Origin of the sequence: uncultured Selenomonas sp. (genome assembly GCA_905372355.1) — a bacterium.
In the GTDB taxonomy this organism is placed as follows: Bacteria; Bacillota; Negativicutes; order Selenomonadales; family Selenomonadaceae; genus Selenomonas.
In genome coordinates this window covers 35,443-60,962 of the sequence record CAJPOT010000005.1, presented here as the reverse complement: position 1 = coordinate 60,962, position 25,520 = coordinate 35,443, and the positions used below count along the sequence as shown (strand labels likewise).

Sequence of the window (25,520 nt, the reverse complement as noted above, 5' to 3'; positions counted from 1 at the left end):
ATAGTTTATTTAGGTTCGTACTCAAAACCACAAAGGAGGCTTTGTAATGAAACTGCAAACAAAAAGCGTACTTGCGTTCAACATCTGTCTCATCATCGCCTGCATCGTCATGGCTTTGATCGGGTGGTTCAGTGCGAACGCAGGCTTCGACACCTCGCTGCAGGTACAGGCAGCATCGAATCTACGCATCATGGTCGACAACATGGATTCCCTTTATCCGGGGGATTGGGAAGTCCGAGACGGCATTCTTTACAAAGGCGACCATAATATGAACGAGGATACGGAGATCGTCGACCGATTCGGTAGCAGCTGTCACGGCTTCGTTACATTCTTTGCCGGCGACACGCGCATTTCGACGAATGTCAAAGACCAAAACGGCTCACGCAATATTGGTACGAAGGCTGATGACCAGATCGTCAACACTGTGCTGAGAAACGGCGCGACCTATGAAGGACGTACAACGATTCTCGGCAAGGATTACATGAGCGCCTATCTCCCCTTGAAAGACGCCGCCGGGAAAAATATCGGCATGGCATTCATCGGTATCGACGTGCGCACGTCGGACATGGACGATGTACGCCACTCCTTCATGCTCGCCAGCGTCATCGCTGTCCTCGTCTTGGCAGGACTCCTGAGCTTCCTGTCATACATCATCATCGGCAAAGCGATCCGCCCCCTGCTCACGCTCGCCGATACCTTGAGCCAAATTGCAAACGGAAACCTTCGTGTCGCCAACCTTCCAGAAGATCGCAGCGATGAACTCGGCACGCTCGCGCACAGCGCAAACGGCATGAAGGCTCGTTTGAAGAGCGTCATCAAAAATGTCGCCTCTTCCTCTGAATCCGTCGCCGCCTCTTCAGAGGAACTGACCGCCAGTGCAAGCCAGACGACGCAGTCCGTCACGCAGGTAGCGGAAAATGCCACTAACATGGCAGCGGGAGCTGCTGCCTCTGCCGATACGATAGGCAATCTGACAGAGCAGGCTCATGCGATGGGCGAGACCATCGATCTGCTGCGAAAGAGCGCGGCTTCCATGCAGAATCTCGCCCAGAAGAGTCAAGAAGTGACCGTAGACGGGCAGGAAAAAGTCCGTCATGCCATCACCGAAATCAAAGCCATCGCCGAACAAGTGCAGTCTTCGGCGGCAATCGTCGATACGCTGGGCAAGCGTTCCGACGAGATCGGTACCATCGTCGAAACCATCTCCGGCATCGCGGAGCAAACGAACCTCCTCGCCCTCAACGCCGCCATCGAAGCGGCGCGTGCCGGCGAGGCCGGCAAAGGCTTCGCCGTCGTCGCCGAAGAAGTGCGAAAACTCGCCGAGCAATCGGGCATCGCCACGCAGGACATCACCGAACGCATCACCGCCATCCAGCAGGACACGACAAAAGCCGTCGATTCCATACAGGCTGGAAACGAAAATGTCCAGAGAGGCACCGATGCCGTCAATGCTTCGGGAGCAGCCTTCGACAATATCGCCAACCAGTTCGGCGAACTCGAACAGACGATCCGCACCGCCGTTGATGCCGTACAGGCAGTAAGCCAAACGAGCAGCGAGATGATCGCCGCCATGAACCAGGTGCAGGAGATCAGCAACAAATCGCAGGAAGATACACAGACGATTTCTGCCGCCACCGAGGAGCAGGCAGCCGCCATGCAGGAAATGGCGCACGCCAGCCAGACGCTCGCCGAACTCGCACAAAAACTTCAGGAAGAAGTGCAGAAGTTCCAGTTGTAATTCTAAATGAGGTAAAAGTGGCAGTACAGGGGAAAGGTTTTTCCCCTGCACTGCCACTTTTCCGCTCGCTTCTGCACCGCCGCTACTTCGCACCATGTTCCTTCTTCCAGCGCTTGATATCGGCGAGTCGCGCCTTGAAACGTCCCTCAAGCCCTTCCTCCGTCGGCTCGTAGTAGACGCTTCCCAGAAGATCATCGGGCAGGCACTGCATGTTCGTGAGTTTGTCCTTCGCATTGTGCGCGTACTGATAGCCCTTGCCGTAGCCCTCGTCCTTCATGAGTCGCGTCACGGCGTTCCGTATGACGAGCGGCACAGGCTCGGCGAGACGCTTCGTCGCGTCGGCCTTTGCCTTCAAATAGGCGACTTCCATCGCATTCGATTTCGGCGCGAGCGCCATGTAAACGGCGGCCTCCGTCAGATGAACCGAGCACTCGGGCATGCCGATGAAGTGGCACGCTTGATACGCCGCGACGGCAAGCTCCAAGGCGCGCGGATCGGCAAGTCCCACATCCTCGCTCGCAAAGCGCACGATGCGCCGCGCGATGTACAAGGGATCTTCACCCGCTTCCAACATGCGCGCGAGCCAGTAAACCGAAGCGTCAGCATCGGAGTTTCGCATCGATTTGTGAAGCGCCGAAATCAGATTGTAATGCTCCTCTCCCTTCTTGTCATAGAGCAGCGATTTCTTCTCCAAACACTGCTCCACCGTTTCGCGCGTGACACGGATCGCATCCTTTTCCACCTCGCCGTTCAAAACGACGATCTCCAAGGTGGAAAGAGCCGTTCGCGCATCACCGTTGGCGAACACGGCCAAAGCTTCCAGAAGATCATCCGCTATTTCCACCTTCTGCTCGCCGAAGCCCTCGGGCGCGGCGAGCGCACGGCACAGAAGCCCCAAGATGTCCTCCTTCTGCAAGGCCTTGAGCACAAAGACGCGGCAGCGCGACAGAAGAGCGCTGTTGATTTCGAACGACGGGTTCTCCGTCGTCGCGCCGATGAGGATGATGCTTCCCTTCTCCACAAACGGCAGGAAGGCGTCCTGCTGCGCCTTGTTGAAGCGATGGATCTCATCGACGAAAAGAATCGTGCGCTCGCCGTACGCCGTGTTCTTCTCCGCCTCCTGCATGACCGTGCGGATCTCCTTGATGCCGCTCGTCACGGCGGAAAAGTCGATGAAACGAGCCTTCGTCTCCCGCGCGATGATGCGTGCGAGCGTCGTCTTGCCGACGCCCGGCGGCCCCCAGAAGATCATCGAGAAGATCTTGTCCTCGGCGATGAGCTTCCTGAGCATCTTTCCCTTGCCCACGAGGTGCTGCTGCCCCACATAATCCGCGAGACTTTTGGGGCGCATCCGCGCCGCCAGCGGCAAATCGATCTCTCGCCGAAAAAGTGATTCCTGTTCCATTTCCATCCTCCACACCTCATTTCTTTCCATTATAGCAGATATAGCTATGGGTCAAAAGACGAGCTTAAGACAAACCTCCTAACCTACGATATACTTTAGAAGAGAATTACTATGCAAAAATGGAGTGAGCCTTATGTACCGCTTCTTGGAAAATTTTGAAACAGGAATCCCCTTTATCGACAACGGACACCGCCGCCTCTTGGAAGACATGGAAGAAGCGCGCGTAGCGCTCGCCGCCGGTCATGAGGACGAGTACCACCGCTTGAGCGGTCAACTCCTGGCGACGATGCACGATCATATCGTCAAACAGCACGTCTACGAAGAAGAAATCATGGCCATGTCGCGCGATGACGAGCTTGCAGATCAGAAGGAGGCGCACGCACATTTTCGCGAAGTCATCGACCAGCACAAATCCTCGATGAACTTCCAGAACGACCACGAGGAGCTTACGAGTCTCCTGCACTTCCTCAACGAATGGTTTCTGCAGCACATTTTATCGAGCGACATGCTGATCGGCAGCGCACTGAAGAAGGCAAAGGCCGCCGCCGTCGAGGCGAAGGCACGGGCGGCAAAGGAAGCGCGGGCAGCAGAAACGGCGCACGCCGAAGAAGCCGCCAAGGCACGAGAAGCGGCACATACAAGTAAGGAAATCAAGGAAGAGCACGCGTCCTCCGTCGAAAAGAAGGCGAAAACGACCATCGAGGCAAAAGCGCCGGCAGCCCAGCTGCCAGAAGCGCCCGCCGCTCCCGCCAAAAAGACGACGAAGAAGCGCACTGCCACGAAGCCGACCAATGCCGCTGCACCTGCTAATGAAGGCAGCAAGGGCGATGCGCCTGCCGCGAAAGCAGCCGAACCCGCAAAAAAAGTGACGAAAGCCTCCGCAAAGAAGCCCACGGAGGAAGCAGCCTCCGCACCCACTTCTGCCGTCAAACCTGCGGCAAAGGCAGTCGCGCCCAAGGCAGCAAAGCCGACGACGACAGTCATCAAGGCAAAGAAGGAGCCCGCCGATCCCTTCGCCTTCACCGACGAATTCCGCACGCAGATACCGCTCGTCGACAAGGAGCACGAAACACTCTTCGACTTGGTGCGCCAAACATACGAACTCGTGCATGACGAGTTCCGCGTCGATAAATTCGACGACATCATCGAGATCATCGAAGAACTGCGCGACTACACGATCAAGCACTTCGCCGATGAGGAGCGCTACATGAAGAGCATCAACTATGACGGCCTTGCCGAGCAGGTCGCCGCACACACAGCCTTCGTCGAGAAGCTCAACAACATCGACTTCGACGAAATCGACCGCGATCAGGAAGACGCGCTCGACAAACTCATCAAATTCCTTCTCAACTGGCTCGTACAGCATATCCTGAAGGTTGACAAGAAGATGCCCTACATCGAAGAAGCGGCATCGAAGCTGACAGAATGACACGATAGACCGTCCCTTACATGAACAGGGCAGCGCATAAGTCCATCCCGACTTATGCGCCGCCCTTGTTCTATCTAGGGACATGATTTGTCCCTGAAATAAAATTTCTACATCCCTCTCCGAAATTTTTATAAGAAAAGGGCTCCCCTTACTTTTCGCAAAGGGAACCCTTTTTCGCTATGCGGCTTCAGCACACACGATGCTCAGCCGATCATGCTCTTGATGTCGCTCTCGACGTCCGTGATGCCGCCGATGCCGAAGGTCTCGACGAGCACGTTCGCGACGTTCGGCGAGAGGAACGCCGGAAGCGTCGGTCCGAGATGGATGTTCTTCACGCCGAGGTGCAGGAGCGCGAGGAGGACGATGACCGCCTTCTGCTCATACCATGCGATGTTGTAGACAACCGGCAGTTCGTTCACATCGGCGAGGCCGAAGACTTCCTTAAGCTTCAGCGCGATGAGCGCCAGCGAGTACGAATCGTTGCACTGCCCCGCATCGAGCACGCGCGGAATGCCGCCGATATCGCCGAGATTGAGCTTGATGTACTTGTACTTCGCGCAGCCCGCCGTCAGAATGACCGTGTCCTTCGGCAGAGCCTCGGCGAAATCGCGGTAATAGCTGCGTGTCTTATGACGACCGTCGCAGCCGGCCATGACGACAAACTTCTTGATTGCGCCCGACTTCACGGCGTCAACCACCTTGTCGGCAAGCGCAAAGACCTGCTCATGCGCAAAGCCGCCGACGATCTCGCCCTGCTCCAACTCCTTCGGAGGCGCACACTTCTTCGCCAACTCGATGACAGCGGAGAAGTCCTTCTTGCCGTTCTTCTCTTCGATGTGCGGACAGCCGGGAAAGCCGACGGCAGCCGTCGTAAAGATGCGATCCTGATAGCTCGCCTTCGGCGGCACGATGCAGTTCGTCGTCATGAGAATCGGGCCGTTGAAAGACTCGAACTCTTCCTTCTGCTGCCACCAAGCATTGCCGTAGTTGCCCGCAAAGTGTGCGTACTTCTTGAAGGCCGGATAGTAGTGCGCGGGCAGCATCTCGCCGTGCGTGTAGACGTCAACGCCCGTACCCTCTGTCTGATCAAGCAGTTCCTTCAGATCCTTAAGATCGTGACCCGAAATCAAGATGCCCGGGTTCTTGCGCACTCCGAGATCAACCTTCGTGATTTCCGGATTGCCGTAAGTCTCCGTGTTCGCCTTGTCCAAGAGCGCCATGACATCGACGCCGTACTTGCCCGTCTCCAGCACGAGAGCCGTGAGATCGTCGCCCGAGAGGCTGTCGTCTAAGAGCTTCGCCAGCGCCTTCTGCATGAAGGCGTCGATCGCCTCATCACGGTAGTCTACGACATTCGCATGATGATTGTACGCCGCCATGCCCTTGAGACCGTACGTCGCAAGCTCCCTGAGGCTGCGAACGTCCTCGTTCTCCGTCGCGAGAACACCGACGTCTGCCGAGGCCGCCTTTTCCTGGAATTCGCTCCTCGCACCGTTCCAAAGAGCCGCCGCCGGAAGCTTCGACGTGTCGGCAAGCTCCTTCAGCAGCTCTTCCTTCATGCCGAGCGTCTCTTCGATCGCATCGGCAATCGCTGCATCGTCGAAGTTCGCATTCGTAATCGTGATGAAGAGATTCAGCGTGACGCGATCATTGACCGCTTGGGAAACCGTCTTTCCCGCCTCGCGCAGCGCCGTCGAAACAGCAGAAATCCCTTTCGTCACATAAACCAAAAGGTCTTGAAGTCCTGCGACCTCCGGCTTCTTGCCGCAAACGCCCACCTGCGTACAGCCTTTGCAGCCCGCCGTCTCCTGACACTGAAAGCAAAACATCTTGTTCTCCATATATACCATCCTCTCTCTTTGCGATGTAACGAGAACCCGCACGAGGCAGTTCCTCCTGACAGCCTTATCATAGCAAAGAGATCATCCCCCTTCGGTAACACTTGTTACCGAAACGAAAAAAGTCCTTCATTCTCTTGTATGAGAATCTTTCTTCCTATGCCTTTGTACTTGTACGATCTCAAACACTTTCCATCATGGATCAGCCGAGCACTCCCCCATCCGAAAATCCTGCTGCCGCAAAGTTTTTCTAAAAAAAGAAAATTTCCCCTAGCTTTTTCGGGAGAAGTCTGCTATACTAAAGCAGTCGGGGCGTGGCTCAGCTTGGTAGAGCGCTTCCTTGGGGTGGAAGAGGTCGTGGGTTCAAATCCCGTCGCTCCGACCAGCTTAGTATTTTCAAGGCTTCAGGGGTTATCCAACTGCTATTTGGATAGCTCCATTTTTTTACCATGAAACCCCGAGAGGTCAAGCCCAGAGGGTGCAGACCGATTGGTTAGGTTTCTGTAAGGGCGGCGCACAATGTCCACAAAGTGGACGTTTGTGCGTGTAGTTTATACCTAAAATACCCGCTTATTCGTTTCCAAGACCTAAGCCCCGCAATCCTTCTTCGATTTTCTTCCTGTCTGATGCGTCAAATTCGTTGCTATCGTGACAATATATGTCCATTGTGGTTGTACCATCAGCCGTAGTACGCCAAACACCAAAAAACTTGCAAGCGTGTCGTGAATCTGCTATGATATAGACAAGAAGAGAACCACCGTAAACGGCTACCTCTTCCGAAAGAAATGGGTTAAGAACTAACCGCTATCCTTTGGCGAGGGGGCGGTTATTTCTTTTTTATCACGATAATGTACCCTGTCGCGAAGATCAAAATCACGATCAACTCGAAAGAAGTCATACGCGCCACCTCCCTTCTTTTCAGAATGGAAGTGGAAGAAGCAGCCGCTTAGCCTTTGGTGGTTCTCTGCCGCTATTATACAGTATTTTCGTATCGTCCACAAGGAAAGAAAGGTTTCACTCATGTCCTCTTGGCTTCTCTATGCACTCCTCTCCGCACTTTCCGCCGCCTTCGTCTCCATCTTCGGCAAGATGGGCCTTGAAGGGCTGGACAGCAGCGCCGCCACTGCCGTGCGCGGCGTCATCATGGCGATCTTCCTCGTCGCGGTCATGGTCGTGCAGGGACATGCCTCGCATCTGCCCGAAGTGTTTGCCGACCGCAGAGCCTTGGCATGCGTCGCTTTGAGCGGCATTGCCGGAGCGACATCGTGGCTCTTCTATTTCATGGCACTGAAGACTGGCGACGTTTCGCGCGTCGCTCCCATAGACAAGCTCAGCGTCGTCTTCGCCGTCCTCCTTGCCATCCTCATTTTTGAGGAAGAAGTCAGCCTCACGCACGGCATCGGCATCTTTCTCATCGCTCTCGGCAGTTTGATCATCGCCGTACTGTAGAAAGGACGCACATGATGTATGTTCCCTGCGGCGAAAAGGAAATCGCCTATTTGAAGTCCAAGGACAAGAAACTCGCCGCCGTCATCGAGAGCCTCGGTGTGCTGGAGCGTCCCGTGCATGACGACGTGTTTTCCGCCGTCGTGCATCACATCATCGGGCAGCAGATCTCGACGAAGGCGCAGGAAGCCGTCTGGGCAAGGCTCTGTAAGAAGGTCTGCACGGTGGATGCGGCGCATCTGCTTTCCCTTGGACGCGAGGAACTGCAGGCCGTCGGCACGAGTTTTCGCAAGGTCGACTACATCATGGACTTTGCCGAGAAGGTTGCGAACCGTGATTTCAATATCGCCGCCTTGTATGCGATGAGCGATGACGAGGTCATCTGCGCCCTCTCCTCACTCAAAGGCGTCGGCGCCTGGACAGCGGAAATGCTGCTGATCTTCACGCTCCGACGTCCTGACGTCCTGAGCTTCGGCGACCTCGGCATACAACGCGGCCTTCGGATGCTCTACCGACACAAGGAAATCGACCACAAGAGATTCGAGCGCTACAAGAAGCGCTACTCTCCCTACGCAAGTACCGCCAGCCTCTACCTATGGGCGATTGCAGGCGGCGCAATCGAGGGATTGAGCGATCCGGTCGCGCGAAAGAAATAGCGGCCGCATCGCAAAAGCAAAGGCAACGTGCATATAACATTTAAACAAGAAGCCAATATTGCAAGCACAAAGGGGAGCTGCCGGAGCAGCTCCCCTTTCCCATGCCTTTTCGCGCACAATCACTTCGCGCCGAATATTCATTTGAAGAAACTCTTCAGCGTATCCTTGAACGTCTTCTGCTCGGGATTGACGCTTTCGCCGCAGAGGTCGCCGAATGCCTTCAGTGCATCCTTCTGCTTGCTCGTAAGCTTCTGTGGCGTCAAGACCTTGACGCGCACATGCTGATCGCCGCGCCCCGTGCCCCTTAGATGCGGGATGCCCTTGCCGCGCATGCGGAGAACCGTGCCCGATTGGATGCCCGCGGGAATCTTCAGCTCCGCCTTGCCGTCGATGGTCGGCACCTCGATCGTGTCGCCGAGCGCCGCCTGCACAAAGGAGATCGGCACCTCGCTGATGACGTCCGCGCCGCTCCTCTTGAACAGCTTGTGATGCTTCACATAGATATAGACGTAGAGATCGCCGTTCGGACCGCCGCGCTGCCCCGCTTCGCCGCCGCCCGAGATGCGCACGCGCTGCCCCTCGTCGATGCCCGCAGGGATCTTGACCTCGATCTTGCGGTTGACGCGCGTGTGACCCGTGCCGCCGCACTTCTTGCACGGATTCTTGACGACCTGCCCCGTGCCGCCGCAGCGGCTGCACGGACGCGAGGTCATGAAGTTGCCGAGCGGCGTGCGCTGCGCCTTCTGCACCTGCCCCGTGCCGTGGCAGTCGGGACACGTCTCGGGCTTCGTTCCCTCGGCCGCGCCCGTGCCGTGACACACATCACAGTTTTCCGTGCGTGGAACCGTCAGCTCGACCTCCTTGCCGAACGCCGCTTCCTCAAAAGTAATCTCCAAGTCATAGCGCAGATCATTGCCCGGCTCAGGGCCTTTCGGCCCGCGACGACGACCGCCGCCGCCGAAGAAGGCGTCCATGATGTCGTCCATGCCGAAACCGCCCATGCCGCCGCCAAAGCCACCGAAGCCGCCGCCGAAACCGCCGAAGCCCCCTGCGCCCCCTGCACCGCCGCCCGCACCGTCAAACGCCGCGTGGCCGAATTGATCGTACGTCGATTTCTTCTGCGGATCGGAGAGGACTTGATAGGCCTCGTTGACCTCCTTGAACTTCTCGGCAGCTTCCTTCGGGTTGTCGCGGTTCAAATCGGGATGGTACTTGCGCGCCATCTTCTTGAACGCCTTCTTGATGTCCGCATCCGAAGCGCCTTTGGAGAGGCCGAGCACCTCATAGTAATCGCGTTTCTCGCTCACAATAAACACCTCACAGCGCTCAGTGCGCCTGTCCTTTATCGTCAAAAGAGTGCGGAGCATGAACTCCACGCTCCACACTCTCCGTCACTTCTTACGCTTATTTCTTGTCGTCCTTGACTTCCGTGTACTCGGCGTCGACGACATTGTCGTCCTCGCTCTTCGCACCTGCATCCGCAGCACCCGCACCGGGAGCTGCGCCCGCGGCTGCTGCAGCCTCAGGACCGCCCGCCTGCTGGTACGCCGCCGCGCTCATCTCATAGAGCGGCTTTTCCAGCTCTTCCGTCGCCTTCTTGATGGCGTCCGTGTCCGTGCCCTTCAGCGCTTCCTTGACCTTATCGGCCGCCGCCTGTACTTCGTCCGCCTTCGCCTTGTCGACCTTGTCGCCGAGATCCTTAATCGCCTTCTCCGCCTGATAGACAGCCGAATCGGCACGGTTTCTGACCTCCACGGTCTCCTTCTGCTTCTTGTCCTCGGCCTCATGCGCCTGAGCTTCCTTGACCATGCGGTCGATGTCATCCTTGCTCATGCCGCTGTCGGACTGAATCGTGATCTTCTGCTCCTTGCCCGTGCCGAGATCCTTCGCGGAGACATGCACGATGCCGTTTGCGTCGATGTCGAAGGCAACCTCGATGCGGGGAACGCCGCGCGGTGCCGGCGGGATATCGGAAAGCTCGAAGCGTCCGAGCGTCTTGTTGCCCGCTGCCATCTCACGCTCGCCCTGCAGGACGTGGATGTCAACCGACGGCTGATTGTCCGCTGCCGTCGAGAAGACCTGGCTCTTCCGGACAGGAATCGTCGTGTTGCGCTCGATGAGCTTCGTCGAAACGCCGCCCAAGGTCTCGATGCCAAGGGAAAGCGGTGTGACGTCGAGGAGCAGCATGTCCTTGACCTCGCCGACGATGATGCCGGCCTGAATCGCCGCACCGATGGAAACGCACTCGTCCGGGTTCACGCTGCGATCCGGCTCCTTGCCGAAGTAGCCCTTGATGGCTTCCTGCACGGCAGGGATGCGCGACGAACCGCCGACGAGAAGCACCTTGTCGATATCCGAAGGCGAAAGACCCGCATCCGACATCGCCTGACGCGTCGGCCCCATCGTGCGCTCGACGAGATCATGCGTAAGCTCGTCAAACTTGGCACGCGTGAGCTTTAGGTCGAGATGCTTCGGACCCGTGGCGTCCGCCGTGATGAACGGCAGATTGATCGGCGTCTCCATCATGCTCGAAAGCTCGATCTTCGCCTTTTCCGCCGCTTCCAACAGGCGCTGTGCGCTCATCTTGTCGGCGGAGAGGTCGATGCCATTCTCCTTCTTGAACTCCTCGACCATCCAGTTCATGACGGCGTGGTCGAAGTCGTCGCCGCCCAAGTGCGTGTCACCGCTCGTCGCCTTGACCTCGACCATACCCTCGCTGAGTTCGAGGATCGAGACATCGAACGTGCCGCCGCCCAAGTCAAAGACGAGAACCGTATGCTCGCCGCCCTTGTCGACACCATAGGCCAGCGAAGCCGCCGTCGGCTCGTTGACGATGCGCAGGACGTCAAGACCCGCGATCTTGCCCGCGTCCTTCGTCGCCTGGCGCTGGCTGTCGTTGAAGTACGCCGGCACCGTGATGACCGCCTGCGTCACCGTCTCGCCGAGGTAGGCTTCTGCATCCGTCTTGAGTTTCTGCAGGATCATTGCCGAAATCTCAGGCGGCGTGTAGTCCTTGCCGTCGATGGAAACCTTGTAGTCCTTCTCGCCCATGTGCCGCTTGATCGACGCGATCGTGCGGTCGGGGTTCGATACAGCCTGGCGCTTGGCGAGCTGACCGATGAGACGTTCACCCGTCTTCGTGAAGCCAACGACGGACGGCGTCAGGCGGCTGCCCTCCGGGTTCGTGATGACAACGGGCTTGCCGCCCTCCATGACGGAGACGACGGAGTTCGTGGTACCTAAATCGATGCCAATTGCTTTTGCCATGATGAATTCCTCCTAAATGTTTATATCTATAAAAAGAGTTTCCTCTATTTGACTTAATTTGAAACGACCTGCACCATGCTTGGGCGTATGACGCGCCCCTTTACCATGTAGCCTTTCTGCAGTTCCTGCTCGATCGTATCGTCCTCCTTCTCGGGATCCTGCACGCGCATGACCGCCTGATGGAAGTTCGGGTCGAACTTCTTGTCCTTCGTATCAATGACTTCCAAGCCGTTCTTCGCGAGCGCTTCCTGCATCTGCTTGTAGATCATGGAAACGCCTGCGCGGAAGCTGTCGAGGTCAGAACCTTCGGCGGAAAGTGCACGCTCGAAGTTGTCGAGGAGCGGCAGCATATCCGTGATGATGCCCTGGGTGACGACGGCGGCAAGCTCTTCGCGCTCCTTCACAGAACGACGGCGGAAGTTGTCGAAGTCCGCGCGCAGTCGCAGCATCTGTGCGTCCTTTTCTGCCAGATCGGCTTCAAGCTTTTCTGCACGCTTCACAGGATCGTCCGCGCCATTTTCTGCCTCCTCGGTACCTTCACGGTTTCCTTCGGCAGTCTCCTCGCGGACATCTCCCGTCGCTTCTTCTGCGACGTCCGCAGTGTCTGCGGCCTCCGCCTCGTCGATCTCGCGCTTCATCTCCTCGAGCTTTTCCTCGTCCTTCTTCTTCAACTCATCCTTCATGAATGATGGCATTCCCTTCACCTCGTATTTCATGCTATGCCGCTACCAGCGGAAAGGCTGCACGAGCGCAGCGATATGGCGGTTCAGATAACCTAAGAGCGCCATCGCCTTGCCGTACTCCATGCGCGTCGGCCCTAAGACGGCGATCGTGCCCAAGCACTCGCCATCCAAGTGGTACGTCGCGCGAATGATGCTGCAATCCTCGATGCCGCTGTACTCGTTCTCACGGCCGATCGTGACGACGAGCCCCTCCTGCGATTTCTTCTGCAGAACGTCTTTGACGAAGTTCTCTTCTTCGAGCAGTGAGAGGAGCGCACGCACGCGCGTCACATCGCGAAACTCCGGCTGCGCAAGCATCTCTGTCGTGCCGCCCAGATAGAGCCGCTGCTCCTTGCGCTCCTCGTCGAGCGCTTCGTAAATCAGTTCCATTGCCGCCTGATAAAGCGACTCGTCCATGACCTCGGCGCGTATGCGCTTCAAAGCGGCCGTGCCGATGGAGGAAAGCTTCTCGCCCGAAAGACATCGGTTGATGACCTCCGCCATGCGTTGGAAATCCTCGAAACTCGCGCCTTTCGGCATCTTGACGACGCGGTTCTCCACGAAGCCCGCGTCCGTCATCAAGACGGCGATGACGCGATCTTCGCCCAGCGGCACGAACTGCAGCGTGCGAAAAGCCGCTTCATCCAGCTGCGGCGCAAGGACGAGCGCGAGATTCTTCGTCACGCGCGAAATGATCTTCGCCGTCTCTTGAAAGACGCTCTCGACGCGCTTGACGCGCTTTCGATACCAGTGGTCAATCAACGCCCTCTCGCGCTCGTCAATCGGTGCGGGCGAGAGCAGATCGTCCACATAGAGGCGATACCCTTTCGACGAAGGGATGCGCCCCGAGGACGTGTGCAAATGCTCCAAGTAGCCCATATCCTCGAGATCCGCCATCTCGTTGCGGATCGTTGCCGGACTAACGCCGAAATCATGACGCCGCGCCACAGTGCGCGAGCCGACAGGCTCCGCCGACGAGATGTAGTCATCGACTACCGCCTGCAGGATGCGCTGCTTCCTTTCATCAAGCATCTTCACACCCCCTCTGATAAGGTCTACTATGAAAGTCCAAGAAGCCAAGCCCGAAGGGCGCAGGCCGATTGGGTAACTTTCATTAAGAGCGGCGCACAATGTCCACAAAGTGGACGTTTGTGCGTATAATTCATGCTGTTAGCACTCAATCGTCTTGAGTGCTAACCCATGACTAAAATATACACGATAAAAGTCAAAAAGTCAACATCTTTTTTGCCTTTCGCAAAAAAGTTTTACCATGAAACCCCAAGAGGTCAAGCCGAAGGCGCAGACCGATTGGCTAGGTTTCTGTAAGGCGTGAGGACATATGTACAGCGTGCCTCTCTGATGGTCCCATTGCAGGAAACGGACGCAAAAACAATCATGCCGTTTCGCGCGACGGCTGAACATATGTCCTGAAAGTTTACTATGAAAGTCCAAGAAGTCAAGCCCAAAGGGCGCTGACTGATTGTTCGGTTTTTGGTAAGGGCGTCGCACAATATCCACAAAGTGGACGTTTGTGCGTGTAATTTACGCTTCTTTCTCTTGCAGAAGTTTGCGCTGTCAACCGATCGAGTCAAGCAAAAAGGGGCTGCCGCACATTTTGTGCGACAGCCCTCTTTTTCATACCGCGATATCAATATTGTTGCCGACCGCAGGGTCGAGGCTTTCCAACATCTCGCCCACAGCTTCTTCCGTCGTATCCATCGCCATTTTCATGACGGAGATGCCGAACTGCTGCGAGAAGCGTGCCTGGCTTAGATCGACCGACATCGCCGCTATGCTCATATCCATCGAAATCGCTCCTTTCTCCTCTTATTTATCGTACATATAAGAGGAAAGCTTAAAGTTTGCCAGCAAAGCCGCTTGCGGCAGCTACGCTTCATCTCTCTCCAACAAGAATGCTTCAAAGACGCGATTGCCAAACTTCATGCCCTGCGCCGTCAGACGTATGCTTTTCACCGTTTCTTCAACAAGGCCCGCCGCCTGCAAGCGCGCGATCACTTCGCCGTAGATATCCTGCACTTCCGAAGCGAAGGTTTCTCGAAAGCGCTTCTTGTCAATGCCGTCCACCGTGCGAAGCGCGAGGAAGGCGAATTCTTCGATATGGCTTTCGCGCGAGCAAGGCTCCTCTTCCCTTGCAGGCGACAGGCCTCCTTCGATGCAGGCGATGTAGCGGCAAAGATCCTGCTCGTTCTCCGTGCGCCGTCCGTGCCAATACGAATGCGCCGCTGCGCCGAGACCGATGTAGGACACGTCCTGCCAATAGGCGAGGTTGTGGCGGCTCTCTTCGCCCGCCCTCGCATAGTTCGAGATTTCGTAGCGGCGGTAACCCAAGCATGGCAATTCTGCCGTGATATAGTCGTACATATCGCCGCACTCGTCATCCGTCGGCAGATGAAGCCGCCCCGCCTCTTCCATGCGGGCGAACGACGTGCCGTCCTCAACGGCAAGTCCATAGACGGAGATGTGACCGATGTCGAGCGCAGCGGCTCGCGCCACACTGTCCTTGAGATCAGAAAGCGTCTGCCCGGGCAGTCCGTACATGAGGTCAAGGCTCACGCGAAATCCCGCTTCTTTCGCCATGCGCACGGCATCTTCCGCTTCCCGCGCCGTATGAATGCGCCCGATAACAGCGAGCAGCGCATCAGAAAACGACTGCACGCCGAAGCTCAGACGGTTGACGCCTGCTTCGCGCAATCGCTCGAGAAGCTTTGCGTCGACCGTGCCGGGATTCGCCTCGACCGTGAACTCCTCCGCGCCCGTCAGATGAAAACTCTCGCGCACGGAGCAGATGACAGCGAGAAGGTCGTCTGCCGCAAGCGCCGTCGGCGTGCCGCCGCCGATGTAGACGGTGCGCACTGCCCCTTCCTGCAGACAGCGACAGCCCTGCGCCGCAATCTCGCGACACAGGGCTTCTCGGTAGCGGCTCATCCATCGCTCTTCTCCTGCATAAGAAGGGAAGTCGCAATAAAAGCACTTGCGGCGGCAGAAGGGAATATGGACATACACGCCGAAATCGCCCATTCTGCCGCCTCTTTTCCTTTCAAATTCTCGCTTTCCCCTTCGCTCGGCAATTCCCACAATAAAAGGAAGCGCAGAACCGCGCGGGAATCAGTCGATCTTCAATATCGCCATGAAGGCTTCCTGCGGCACTTCGACGCTGCCGACCGCCTTCATGCGCTTCTTTCCTTCCTTCTGCTTTTCGAGAAGCTTGCGCTTTCTCGATATGTCACCGCCGTAGCACTTGGCGAGCACGTCTTTTCGCATGGCACGCACGTTCTCTCGCGCGATGATCTTATTGCCGACAGCCGCCTGGATCGGAATCTCGAACATCTGCTGCGGAATGATCTCCTTGAGCTTCTGCGCGAGCTGGCGGCCGCGCGTCGCGGCGCGGTCGGCATGGACGATGGTCGACAATGCATCGACGGGATCGCCGTTCAAGAGAATGTCAAGCTTCACGAGGCGCGACTGGCGATAGTCGGCAAGCTCGTAGTCGAGCGAGGCATAGCCGCGCGTCGTCGATTTCAATCGATCGAAGTAGTCGTAGATGATCTCGCTCAAAGGAATGTGGTAGATGATCATGACGCGGTTCGTATCGAGGTAGTCCATGCTCTCGAACGTGCCGCGCTTTTCCTGCGAGACTTCCATGACGGGGCCGACATAATCTTTCGGCACGATGACCGTCGCCTTGACGAATGGCTCCTCGATGAAGTCGATCTCCGTCGGCGGCGGAAGCTTCGACGGATTGTCGACCTTGAGCATCGTCCCGTTCGTCTTGTGGACGTGGTAGATGACGGAGGGCGCCGTCGTGATGAGCTTCATGCCGTATTCGCGCTCCAGCCGCTCCTGGATGACGTCCATGTGCAGAAGACCCAAGAAACCGCAGCGATAGCCGAAGCCAAGCGCGATCGATGTCTCCGGCTCGAAGATCAGCGCCGCATCATTGAGCTGCAGCTTTTCGAGCGCATCCTTCAAATTGTCGTAGTCGGCGCTGTCCACAGGATAAAGTCCGCAGTAGACCATCGGCGTCACGCCGCGATATCCGGGCAGCGGTTCAGGCGCAGGATTTTTCGCGCTCGTCACGGTATCGCCGACAAGCACGTCGCGCACGTTCTTCAAACTTCCCGCGACGAAGCCGACTTCTCCCGCCGTAAGCTCGCCGAGTTCTGCAGGCGCGGGACGGAAACAGCCGACGTCGGTCACCTCGAAAGTCTTGCCCGTCGCCATCATCTTCAGCTCCATGCCCTTCTTGATATGGCCTTCCATCAGGCGCACATGCGCGATCGCGCCCTTGTACGAGTCAAAGTACGAGTCGAAGATCAAAGCGCGAAGCGGCGCATTGTCCTCGCCCTTCGGCGGCGGGATTCGCTCGACGATGGCGGCCAAGATCTCCTCGATGCCTACGCCCGTCTTCGCCGAAGTCAGGATCGCCTCGGACGCATCGAGGCCGATCGCCTCCTCGATCTCCTCTTTGACGCGCTCGGGATCGGCGCTCGGCAAATCGATCTTGTTGATGACAGGGATAATTTCGAGATCGTGCTCCAGCGCCATGTAGACGTTCGCGAGCGTCTGCGCTTCGACGCCCTGCGCCGCATCGACGACGAGAAGCGCTCCCTCGCAGGCTGCAAGGCTTCTCGACACCTCGTATGTGAAATCGACGTGACCCGGCGTGTCGATGAGATTGAGTTCATAGACCTCGCCGTCCTTGCCGCGATAGTGCAGTCGCACGGTCTGCGCCTTGATCGTAATGCCGCGCTCGCGCTCAAGCTCCATGTTGTCGAGCACCTGCGCCTCCATCTCGCGCTCAGTCAAAGTGCCCGTGCTTTCAATGAGGCGGTCGGCAAGCGTCGACTTGCCATGGTCGATGTGCGCGATAATCGAGAAATTGCGGATGTATTTGTTCTGCATCAAAAATTCCTTTCCTTGTCCATCGGCTCGTTGACTTTCCTACGGGGCGAGCCACTCCCCATGACAAAGATGCCCGGCGCGATGCCCGCACCTCACTCCTCATCGCGTTGGAGACGCCGCTCGGCGTTCGGCTCCAAGCTCGCGCGATAGAGCCACGCGAGGTTTTTCGCCGTATAGGTACGCAGGCGCAGGAGTCCCGTATATTCCCTGCTGCCCTGCTGGATGCCGTGAAACGTCAGATCCGTCTCCTCCAAATCCTGCCAACCCGCTTGCGGCGTCCAAGTCTTGCCATCCTTCGTGCTTACCGTGCCCATCGGCACGTTCAAGGCGCGCTTGAGGAACTGCACCTCCAACGTATTTCCCTTGGCGTCCTTTTTCGTGACCCACTCCCAATAAAAGAGCAGTTCCCCTTTGAGCCGCATCGTCGAGGTGTCCGCCATGGCGCTCTCCTCGCCTCCGTCCAACCGCTTTTCTTTCCAAAGCTCATACCAGCGATCCGAACTCGTCAGACGCTCCAGTTCGCCCATGCCGAAAACGCTGTCGACGATTGCCGCATAAAAGGTTTCATCATACTGCTGCGAGTTCATTTCCTTTTCCGAGCCAGGCGTGCGCTTCGACCAAAGGATGTTTCCCTGCGCATCGTAAAAGTCCTCTTCCAGATAGCGGAAAGTGCGATTCTGCGGACTGACCTCGACGAGTGCGAGGCTGTAGGCAAGCGCAGCCGGATCGGGCAGAATATCCTTGATGCCGTAGTTCGCAATCGTCTCCTTTGCGCCTTCATAGCTGAAGCTCGTCTTTATCCAGCCGTGGATGACCGTCGGCATCGCACGCTCCAGGCCTGCGACATTGAGACTCTTGACGACCGTGACTTCGTTCGGCGCAAAATACTTGCTGTACTTCGCATCCGATGCCAACCAATACCATTCTTCCGACGCATCGGGCGCAGCAAGAGCGCAGCACGGCACGACGGCAAAAAGAAGCACGGCAACAACCGCGCAACAGAACTTCTCCCATGCGTTTTTCAAGGCGACTCCCCCTTTTCTCTTTAACAAACGTACAAATCTCTCCCCCATATTGTACGAAAAATCCGCATGTCTGGCAAGAGGTGAAAGGAGCGGCTGCAACGATCAGCCGAGCGGCACGACCTCGCGCTCCCTCTTCGTGAAGCGCAGTGTCGTCTCGTAGCCGAAGCGCCGTGCGTAGGCGACGGCCTCGTCATTGTACGCGCCCGCATCTTCGGGCTTGTGCGCATCCGAGGTCGTGATGACAGGCAGTTTGTGCGCCGCCGCGAGGCGCATGAAATCCTCGTAAGGCGAAATCTCCGCAATCGGGTAGCGGTAGAGCGTACCCGTGTTGATGTCGACCGCCATCTGCGCCTTTTCCATCGCGCACACGGCGCGTTCCAAGAAAGGCGTGACATCGAAGTCGGGAAAGTAGCGGAAGAGGCGAATGTTGAACGGATGCCCGAGCACATCGTAGAGCTTCGAGGCGCAGAGCTTCTCGATCTCCTGCGTGTACCATTCGTAGATGTCAAAGAGCGCGATGCGATCCCACTCCGCCTTGATCTCGGACGAGTCGTAGGCCCAGCCGCGAATGAAGTGAACGGAGCCGATCACATAGTCAAAATCGCAGCTGCCGAGGATTTTGGCAACAGCCGTCTGATCTTGGAAGTTGCAGACCTCGATGCCCGTCTTGACCGCGTGCTTTTCCTTGAGTTTTGCCATGAAGGCGAAGTATTCTTCGAGCGTATACTTGAACTTGTTCTTCTTCAACCACTTCTGCTGAAAACTGCCGACGAAGGAGTCATCCAAGATGAGATCATCGTAATAGAGCGATTCAAACTCCGGAAACGTGTGGCTGTGCTCGGAAAAGCCGATCTCTGCCACGCCGCGCGCCGCCGCCGCCCGAAAGAATCCTTCCACCCACGCTTCATCGTAAGAGCCGTATTCCAAATGCATATGATAGTCGAGCTTCATGATCTTCCTCCCTACATCTTTCCTTCATCGAGCAGCCGGCGCAGGATGCGCAGCACGCCGTGCTGCGTGTTGGGCGGCGCGATATGCTTCGCCGCCGCCTTCGCCTTCGGGTGCGCATTCTCCATCGCGTAGCTCTCGCCTACCGCGCCGAGCATCTCGACGTCGTTCAGATAGTCGCCGAAGGCAAGGCACTCTTCGGGGCGAATGCCCAGAAGCTGCTGCACGCGGCGCACGGCGGCGCCCTTGTTCACATCTTTTTGCATGATGTCCACCCAATAGTTCGAGGAGACGACGACCTTCAGCTCCTCGGACAAGTCCTGCAGCGAAGGATAGATCGTGCGCTCAGCATCCGCCTCCACGGGATCGCATATAGAAAACTTGATCGCCGCATCATGCACGTCAGAAAAATCTTCGACCATCTTGTATTCCGTATAATATTTTTCCATCTCGGCGAAAAAATCCTCGTTGCGTTCCGTCACATAGGCGTACTCCTTGCCGCACCAGACGGTATAGGCGCCCTTGACGGCGGCAGCGCGGCGCACGATTTCCCTGCACAGGTAGGGCGCGATCGTCGTAGAGAAAAGCTCCTCGCCGCGCCGCACGACGTAAGCGCCGTTTTCCGCGCAAAAGATGAGATCATCCGCCCACGGTCGGAAGTGACGCAGAAGCGCCGCATACTGCCTGCCGCTCGCAGGCGCAAAGATCACGCCGTGCGCCTTGAGTTCGGTGAGGATAGCGCCGAGTCCTTCAGGCAGATTTCCCTGCGCATCGAGAAGCGTGCCGTCCATATCGCAAAATACCAGCTTGATCATAAAAGCCGCCTTTCTTCAACCCCCATCGCTGCAGGCTGCACGCACTAACATCCGCCGTTTGAGCATCCCGCGCCGCCTCACGCAAAAGGGCGGCGGCACGCTTTCCGGCGCACCGTCGCCCCTGCCTATCTAATTATACTATCCCTTGCGCCCGTGGTAAAGACACCAAGGCTCTTCCGCCATATAATCGCCATCGTTGTAGTAGGCAGCACGCGCACGGCAGCCGCCGCAGGCACGCTTGTAGTCGCAAGTGCCGCAGCCGCCCGAATATTCGAGCGTGCGCAGCTTGTTCAGCACCTCGCTGCTCTTCCAGATCTCGTCGAACGGCGTCTTTCGCACGTCGCCAAGCTCCATGTTGAGATAGGCGCACGGCTGCACCTTGCCGCGCGGGCTGATGATGCAGTAACTGAGTCCTGCGAGACAGCCTCGCCGAAAGCGCGTCTTGATGCCCATCTGCCCCGCGATGCGCAAAAACTGCGGCGCGCACGTCGGCTTCAATTCGATATCCACTTCTTCCGACTTTTTCATGATGCGCGTCAAGACGCTCTCATACGCCTCGGCACGAAGCGATTCCTCCTCGATCGTCTCGGCGCGTCCCGTCGGCACGAGGAAGAAAAAGTGGTGCGCCACAGCGCCGAGTTCCACGGCGAAGTCCGTAATCGCCTCCAGCTCCTTTTCGTTCCAGTCCATGACCGTCGTATGAATCTGAAACGGCAGCCCCGCCGCGCGGCAATTCTTCATGCCCTCGACAGCACCCGCCCAGCCGCCCGGATAGCTGCGGAACGTATCGTGCTTCGCGGGCGACATCGAGTCGAGCGAGATGCCCATGCCCATCGCGCCCGCCGCCTTCAAGTCGCGTGCCATCTCAGGCGTGATCAGCGTGCCGTTTGTGCCGAAGACCGAACGCAGGCCAAGCTTCGTCGCGTGTTCTACAAGTTCCAGAATGTCGGGGCGCGTCAGAGGCTCGCCGCCCGAAAAGATCATGATCTTGAAGCCCGCGCGCGCGATCTCATCGAGGAGCTTCTTCGCCTCCGCCGTCGAAAGCTCCTCCTCCGCCTTGCAGCCCGCATCGCGGTAGCAGTGCTTGCAGTACATGTTGCAGGCATTCGTCGTGTTCCACGAGATGATCATATCGCCGCCTCCTCACGCGCAAGTCCAATCTCCTCGTCCGTCAGATAGCACGAAGGATCACTTGCCCAGAAATCGCCCGTACGTGCCTCAGCGCGCGTGCGGAAGTTGCCATTGCAGCACGAGAGGTAGCGACACGAGGAACATCGACCCTTAAGAAGCGGCTTTCGGTCCTTGAGTCCCGCCATGATGGCGTTCGACGTGTCCTGCCAGATCTCGCCGAACTTCCTCTCGCGCACGTTGCCGAAGGTATGGTGCTGCGTGAACTGATCGGGATGGACGTAGCCCAGGGGATCGACCTCGCCGAAAGCGATGCCCGAGCGATTGCCGCCGTTCATCGAAATGTGCTTCCACACATGCTCGGCCGCCGCCTCGCCCTTCTCCCTGAGCGTCTTGAGATAGATATAGACGCCGTCGCAATGGTTGTCAACCGTCAGGATCTCCTTTTCCAGACCGCGCTCCTCGAAGTCCTGCGTGCGGCGGATGATTGTATCCATGGCGCGGCGCGATTCCTGTGCCGTCACATCCTCTTCCATCATCGCGTTGCCGCGCCCCGAGTAGACGAGGTGATAGAAGCACACGCGGTTGATGCCCTCCTCCTCGATGAAATCGAAGATCTTGTCGAGTTCCATGATGTTATGATGGTTGATCGTGAAACGAAGCCCCACGCGCTGCCCGACCGCCGTGCAGTTCTCTATGCCGCGCATGGCAGCCTCGTAGGCGCCCTCCTTGCCGCGGAACTTGTCGTTCACATCCTTGAGACCGTCAAGCGAGATGCCGACGTAGCCCACGCCGATGTCCTTAATGCGCTGCGCCGTCGCGCGGTCAATAAGCGTGCCGTTCGTCGAGAGCGTCGGGCGCACGCCCTTTGCCGCCGCATGCGCCGCAAGCTCGAAGAAGTCGGGACGAAGGAGCGGTTCACCGCCCGAAAAGAGCAGCACGGGCACGCGAAAGTCGGCGAGATCGTCGATGAAGCGCCGCGCCTCCTCCGTCGTCAGCTCATTCTGATACTTCTTGGCATCCGAATTCATGTAGCAATGGCGGCACTTGAGGTTGCACGTCTTCGTCGAATTCCAGACGACGACGGGTCCCATTCCTTCAGCAGCACCGTTTTTCATGCGATGCGCATTCTTCGTATAGCGCAGCGAGTCGCCGAAATACTCACGCGCAAAAAGAAGCTTCGTTACACTGATCATGAAATAAAAATCCTCCCGTTCATTCCTTTTGCTCTTCCTGCTTTTCAATCACGCGCATGCCGTCGAGAATCAATCCAAGCTTCAGGCGCACGTTCTCCTCGAAGGGAATTTCCAATTTACTGAACGCCGCTGCTTGAAACAGCGAGTGGAAAAGTTCTGAGATGATCGCCGTCGGGATGTCATGGCGGAACTCGCCATTCGCTTGGCCTTCCTCAACCAAGCGTGTGAAAAGCACCGTGAAAGGCGGCGCCGAAACGCTCGCCTCCGAGCGCTTCAGCAAGGTCGCCTGCTGTGCAGCACGCAGGAAAAGCGGCAACACATAACGATTCTGCCCAAGAAGTCTGGCGGCGGCCAGAAGCAGCTCGCGCAGGATTTCCGTCACGGGCCTACGCTCCTCGGACAGGACGCGCACCCTTTCTCCCAGTTCCTTCATGATGCGCCCCAGAAGTTCCATCAAGACATCGTCCTTGGAGTCAAAGTAATTGTAAAACGTACCGATGCCAAGATCCGCCCCGCTCATGATATCCGCAATCGCAACATCTTCCAGCCCGCGACTCTGAAACAGGCTTGCCGCCGAATCGAGAATCGCCTTGCGCGACTGAATCTTCTTCATCTCGCGGCGGCTGATCTTATCTTCTTCCATACAAATCCTCCTCGCTCAAGGAGTCTCCTGCACACTCCAACTCTCCTTGCCTATTATACATGAATCCCCTTCATTTTTAAAGCAGAAAATGAAGCATCTTCATAATTTTAAGGAAACGCTGCTAAAATGAAGTCGCTTAATAAAGCATTTTGAACGACGAGCGCTCTTGCACACAAAAAAAGCGCCGGCTACTGCCAGCGCAAAACTTCAAAATGGTGACCCAGGAGGGACTCGAACCCCCGACCCTTTGATTCGTAGTCAAATACTCTGATCCAACTGAGCTACTGAGTCACAAGCCGACCGCTCTCGCAATCAACATAAGTGATTCTATCACAGGAAACACCCGTTGTCAAATAAAATTTGCACGTCTCCTATTTTTTCCGTACAGGTAAATTTACCCCTTGATTTCGACGGGTTTAGCTTGCATACAAACAACCAAATATGCTATACTATGGGTGGCAAACGAGAGTAGCATTAGGCGCACGCGAAAAGCCCCCAAGTTGCAGCTTGGGGGCTTTTCTGTTCCCATATTGCAGGCAGGGACTAACGCCTAGGCTTGTTGCCGTTGCTCTCAACCGTCAAACCATTTGCACAGATAGTGGCAGACTATCCCCGCCAAAACGGAGAGCATAAACGAGAGTAACATCCTTGACGCACCCCCTTTCCATTGCCATGTCTGGGGGCGGCAACACATTGAGTATAGCATACTCCGACTGTCGGAAAGCCTTGAAATTCAAGTGTTCCGTGACAAACTCCCCGTTTTTCCGTATAATGAAAGAGTCATTGACTGAATCCGCTTCCTTGAGGAAGCGTCCGGCTGTACGAAAGGATCTGCTTTATGGAAAAAGAAAAGAAAAGTCGCAAGAAGCACCTGCTCGCCCTGATGCAAAAATATGTGACGATCTTCATCGGCGCCGTCATCACGGCCGTCGGCCTTGAGCTCTTCCTCATCCCGAACAACATCATCGACGGCGGTGTCGTCGGCCTCTCCATCATGGCTCATGCCATCACAGAGCAGCCTCTGGGCGTCTTTCTCATCCTCTTCAACCTCCCGTTCCTCTACCTCGGCTACAAGCAGATTGGCAAAGCCTTCGCCCTCGCCACCTTGACCGCCATCGCCCTCCTCTCTCTATGGTCGGCCTACTTCGCACCGTTCCCGACCGTCACGCAGGATTTTTTCCTCGCCGCCATCTTCGGCGGCATCATCGTCGGTCTCGGCGTCGGTCTCATCATTCGCTCGGGCGGCTCGCTCGACGGCACGGAGATCGTCGCCATCATCCTCGACAAGAAATCCGTATTCTCCGTCGGCGAAGTCGTCATGTTCATCAACCTTTTCATCCTTTCAGGCGCCGGTCTTCTCTTCGGCTGGGACAAGGCGATGTACTCGCTCGTCGCCTACTTCGTCATCGCCAAGATGATCGACGTCGTCGTGCAAGGGCTTGACGAATCCTACGCCGTCATGATCGTCACGAACGAACCGGACAAAATCAATGTTGCCCTCGCCGAGCGATTGGGACGCGGCGTCACCCTCCTCTACGGCGAAGGCGGCTACACGGGCGAGGAAAAAAAGGTTCTCTACTCCGTCGTCACGCGCCTCGAAGTCAACAAACTCAAGGAAACCGTCCTCAGCATCGACGAAAGCGCCTTCGTAACGATCAACGCCGTCCACGACATCGTAGGCGGGAGATTCAAGAAAAGCGGCCATTAAACCTGCACAGATAAATTCCCCGCCCTCCCTCTTTACACATCTATGCCGTCCCCCTTAACGAAGGCTCAAGAGCAACGGTCGCAGCACGATTGACGACAAAAAGGGAACTGGTGCATAAGCTGAACTTAACTTATGCACCAGTTCCCTTTTTGTTTGAAAGTCGACCCCCGCAGATTCCCCAAGTTTCACCGAAGCCATGAAGCCTTTGCCCTGCCGCATGGAGATGCACTCTCTGGCGCTCTCTTTCAACAGTCAAGCGGTATCGGCATTATGTGCCCTGCTTTTCCTGCGCATGATTCTTCTACTCGGACTCGGAATTGATCGGAACTGCTCTTCTTCTGCGTCAAACTCATGCATTGTTCTTCGCAGCTGCATGAGCTTCCGCCTTGACGCACGGATCGTATCCGTGGATTCTTCGGCACTTGCGTCTTGCCTTACATCAGTTCCGCAAGCGCCCCTCAACCCTTCATGAATATTCGTTCCGCTTCCTGCCGCCATACTGCAACGGCTTGCCGCCCTTTGGATTCTCTCCGTGAGCTTGTTCATCATAGTCTCGGAATACGCTCTTCCTCCTCCACGATGCGCCTCATGCCTGAACCTTCAGCTTACCTTAAGCTTTTCTGCTATTTTTGC

At 56.9% G+C, this 25,520-nt stretch carries 20 protein-coding genes and 2 tRNA genes; 6 read left to right on the top strand and 16 right to left on the bottom strand.

The window, feature by feature from the left end; genetic code table 11:
• Nucleotides 1-46: 46 nt before the first annotated feature.
• A complete protein-coding gene (locus QZ177_RS04430) occupies nt 47-1,738 on the top strand; it encodes a methyl-accepting chemotaxis protein (protein ID WP_294175646.1) in 1,692 nt (563 codons plus the stop codon).
• A gap of 82 nt (nt 1,739-1,820) precedes the next feature.
• Here QZ177_RS04430 and QZ177_RS04425 read toward each other — a convergent pair whose 3' ends face one another.
• A complete protein-coding gene (locus QZ177_RS04425; RefSeq protein WP_294175645.1) occupies nt 1,821-3,149 on the bottom strand; it encodes a replication-associated recombination protein A in 1,329 nt (442 codons plus the stop codon).
• A 127-nt stretch (nt 3,150-3,276) separates the two neighbouring features.
• Here QZ177_RS04425 and QZ177_RS04420 point away from each other — a divergent pair, with 127 nt between their 5' ends.
• The gene (locus tag QZ177_RS04420) at nt 3,277-4,572 is read left to right on the top strand and encodes a hemerythrin family protein (protein WP_294175644.1); all 1,296 of its coding nucleotides are present in this window, start codon (nt 3,277-3,279) and stop codon (nt 4,570-4,572) included.
• Between the two features lie 203 nt (nt 4,573-4,775).
• Here the strand turns inward: QZ177_RS04420 and hcp are convergent, their stop codons facing one another.
• Nucleotides 4,776-6,413, bottom strand: coding sequence for a hydroxylamine reductase (hcp, locus tag QZ177_RS04415; protein WP_009647224.1), 1,638 nt, complete (start codon nt 6,411-6,413; stop codon nt 4,776-4,778).
• A 305-nt stretch (nt 6,414-6,718) separates the two neighbouring features.
• On the opposite strand from hcp, the gene QZ177_RS04410 reads away from it, so the two are divergent.
• The 3 genes from QZ177_RS04410 (at nt 6,719) to QZ177_RS04400 (ending at nt 8,512) form a co-directional block, all read left to right on the top strand.
• Nucleotides 6,719-6,795, top strand: a tRNA-Pro gene (locus QZ177_RS04410).
• 635 nt (nt 6,796-7,430) lie between these two features.
• Entirely contained in the window at nt 7,431-7,859 is a 429-nt protein-coding gene (locus tag QZ177_RS04405) for an EamA family transporter (RefSeq protein WP_294175643.1), read from the top strand.
• 11 nt (nt 7,860-7,870) lie between these two features.
• A complete protein-coding gene (locus QZ177_RS04400; RefSeq protein ID WP_294175642.1) occupies nt 7,871-8,512 on the top strand; it encodes a DNA-3-methyladenine glycosylase 2 family protein in 642 nt (213 codons plus the stop codon).
• Between the two features lie 137 nt (nt 8,513-8,649).
• Here QZ177_RS04400 and dnaJ read toward each other — a convergent pair whose 3' ends face one another.
• From dnaJ to QZ177_RS04330, 14 genes are all read right to left on the bottom strand, one after another.
• Complete coding sequence (gene dnaJ, locus QZ177_RS04395) at nt 8,650-9,819, bottom strand: molecular chaperone DnaJ (protein ID WP_294175641.1); 1,170 nt, start codon at nt 9,817-9,819, stop codon at nt 8,650-8,652.
• 97 nt (nt 9,820-9,916) lie between these two features.
• Nucleotides 9,917-11,779 carry a molecular chaperone DnaK gene (gene dnaK / locus QZ177_RS04390; RefSeq protein WP_294175640.1) on the bottom strand — a complete coding sequence of 621 codons (1,863 nt, stop codon included), beginning with the start codon at nt 11,777-11,779 and terminating at the stop codon, nt 9,917-9,919.
• A gap of 53 nt (nt 11,780-11,832) precedes the next feature.
• A complete protein-coding gene (gene grpE / locus QZ177_RS04385; RefSeq protein ID WP_294175639.1) occupies nt 11,833-12,474 on the bottom strand; it encodes a nucleotide exchange factor GrpE in 642 nt (213 codons plus the stop codon).
• Between the two features lie 30 nt (nt 12,475-12,504).
• The gene (hrcA, locus tag QZ177_RS04380; RefSeq protein WP_294175638.1) at nt 12,505-13,533 is read right to left on the bottom strand and encodes a heat-inducible transcriptional repressor HrcA; all 1,029 of its coding nucleotides are present in this window, start codon (nt 13,531-13,533) and stop codon (nt 12,505-12,507) included.
• A gap of 603 nt (nt 13,534-14,136) precedes the next feature.
• Nucleotides 14,137-14,307, bottom strand: coding sequence for a YjfB family protein (locus QZ177_RS04375; RefSeq protein WP_265071083.1), 171 nt, complete (start codon nt 14,305-14,307; stop codon nt 14,137-14,139).
• Nucleotides 14,308-14,388: 81 nt separating this feature from the next.
• Nucleotides 14,389-15,540, bottom strand: coding sequence for a radical SAM family heme chaperone HemW (gene hemW / locus QZ177_RS04370; protein WP_294175637.1), 1,152 nt, complete (start codon nt 15,538-15,540; stop codon nt 14,389-14,391).
• An 87-nt stretch (nt 15,541-15,627) separates the two neighbouring features.
• Complete coding sequence (gene lepA / locus QZ177_RS04365; RefSeq protein ID WP_294175734.1) at nt 15,628-17,424, bottom strand: translation elongation factor 4; 1,797 nt, start codon at nt 17,422-17,424, stop codon at nt 15,628-15,630.
• A gap of 92 nt (nt 17,425-17,516) precedes the next feature.
• On the bottom strand, nt 17,517-18,449 hold the full coding sequence (locus tag QZ177_RS04360; protein ID WP_294175636.1) for a hypothetical protein: 933 nt from the start codon (nt 18,447-18,449) through the stop codon (nt 17,517-17,519).
• A gap of 102 nt (nt 18,450-18,551) precedes the next feature.
• Nucleotides 18,552-19,400 carry a histidinol-phosphatase gene (locus tag QZ177_RS04355; protein WP_006191186.1) on the bottom strand — a complete coding sequence of 283 codons (849 nt, stop codon included), beginning with the start codon at nt 19,398-19,400 and terminating at the stop codon, nt 18,552-18,554.
• An 11-nt stretch (nt 19,401-19,411) separates the two neighbouring features.
• Complete coding sequence (locus QZ177_RS04350; protein ID WP_294175635.1) at nt 19,412-20,212, bottom strand: HAD family hydrolase; 801 nt, start codon at nt 20,210-20,212, stop codon at nt 19,412-19,414.
• Nucleotides 20,213-20,350: 138 nt separating this feature from the next.
• Nucleotides 20,351-21,343, bottom strand: coding sequence for a putative heme d1 biosynthesis radical SAM protein NirJ2 (nirJ2, locus tag QZ177_RS04345; RefSeq protein ID WP_006191181.1), 993 nt, complete (start codon nt 21,341-21,343; stop codon nt 20,351-20,353).
• The gene (nirJ1, locus tag QZ177_RS04340; RefSeq protein WP_294175634.1) at nt 21,340-22,536 is read right to left on the bottom strand and encodes a putative heme d1 biosynthesis radical SAM protein NirJ1; all 1,197 of its coding nucleotides are present in this window, start codon (nt 22,534-22,536) and stop codon (nt 21,340-21,342) included. Before nirJ1 ends, nirJ2 begins: the two co-directional genes overlap by 4 nt.
• Before the next feature lie 19 nt (nt 22,537-22,555).
• Nucleotides 22,556-23,179: a TetR/AcrR family transcriptional regulator gene (locus tag QZ177_RS04335; RefSeq protein WP_009645231.1), complete on the bottom strand. Its 624-nt coding sequence runs from the start codon at nt 23,177-23,179 to the stop codon at nt 22,556-22,558.
• A gap of 213 nt (nt 23,180-23,392) precedes the next feature.
• A tRNA-Arg gene (locus tag QZ177_RS04330) sits at nt 23,393-23,470 on the bottom strand.
• Nucleotides 23,471-24,017: 547 nt separating this feature from the next.
• On the opposite strand from QZ177_RS04330, the gene QZ177_RS04325 reads away from it, so the two are divergent.
• Entirely contained in the window at nt 24,018-24,887 is an 870-nt protein-coding gene (locus QZ177_RS04325; RefSeq protein ID WP_294175633.1) for a YitT family protein, read from the top strand.
• Nucleotides 24,888-25,520 lie beyond the last annotated feature (633 nt).

Bases quoted from the DNA above. Each gene is read 5' to 3' on its own strand.
- hcp (WP_009647224.1), bottom strand. From the start codon at position 6,413: ATGGAGAACAAGATGTTTTGCTTTCAGTGTCAGGAGACGGCGGGCTGC.
- QZ177_RS04405 (WP_294175643.1), top strand. From the start codon at position 7,431: ATGTCCTCTTGGCTTCTCTATGCACTCCTCTCCGCACTTTCCGCCGCC.
- nirJ1 (WP_294175634.1), bottom strand. From the start codon at position 22,536: ATGATCAGTGTAACGAAGCTTCTTTTTGCGCGTGAGTATTTCGGCGAC.
- QZ177_RS04420 (WP_294175644.1), top strand. From the start codon at position 3,277: ATGTACCGCTTCTTGGAAAATTTTGAAACAGGAATCCCCTTTATCGAC.
- QZ177_RS04400 (WP_294175642.1), top strand. From the start codon at position 7,871: ATGATGTATGTTCCCTGCGGCGAAAAGGAAATCGCCTATTTGAAGTCC.
- hrcA (WP_294175638.1), bottom strand. From the start codon at position 13,533: ATGCTTGATGAAAGGAAGCAGCGCATCCTGCAGGCGGTAGTCGATGAC.
- QZ177_RS04375 (WP_265071083.1), bottom strand. From the start codon at position 14,307: ATGGATATGAGCATAGCGGCGATGTCGGTCGATCTAAGCCAGGCACGC.
- hemW (WP_294175637.1), bottom strand. From the start codon at position 15,540: ATGGGCGATTTCGGCGTGTATGTCCATATTCCCTTCTGCCGCCGCAAG.
- nirJ2 (WP_006191181.1), bottom strand. From the start codon at position 21,343: ATGATCATCTCGTGGAACACGACGAATGCCTGCAACATGTACTGCAAG.
- QZ177_RS04335 (WP_009645231.1), bottom strand. From the start codon at position 23,179: ATGGAAGAAGATAAGATCAGCCGCCGCGAGATGAAGAAGATTCAGTCG.
- QZ177_RS04425 (WP_294175645.1), bottom strand. From the start codon at position 3,149: ATGGAAATGGAACAGGAATCACTTTTTCGGCGAGAGATCGATTTGCCG.
- lepA (WP_294175734.1), bottom strand. From the start codon at position 17,424: ATGCAGAACAAATACATCCGCAATTTCTCGATTATCGCGCACATCGAC.
- QZ177_RS04350 (WP_294175635.1), bottom strand. From the start codon at position 20,212: ATGATCAAGCTGGTATTTTGCGATATGGACGGCACGCTTCTCGATGCG.
- QZ177_RS04355 (WP_006191186.1), bottom strand. From the start codon at position 19,400: ATGAAGCTCGACTATCATATGCATTTGGAATACGGCTCTTACGATGAA.
- grpE (WP_294175639.1), bottom strand. From the start codon at position 12,474: ATGCCATCATTCATGAAGGATGAGTTGAAGAAGAAGGACGAGGAAAAG.
- QZ177_RS04325 (WP_294175633.1), top strand. From the start codon at position 24,018: ATGGAAAAAGAAAAGAAAAGTCGCAAGAAGCACCTGCTCGCCCTGATG.
- QZ177_RS04430 (WP_294175646.1), top strand. From the start codon at position 47: ATGAAACTGCAAACAAAAAGCGTACTTGCGTTCAACATCTGTCTCATC.
- dnaK (WP_294175640.1), bottom strand. From the start codon at position 11,779: ATGGCAAAAGCAATTGGCATCGATTTAGGTACCACGAACTCCGTCGTC.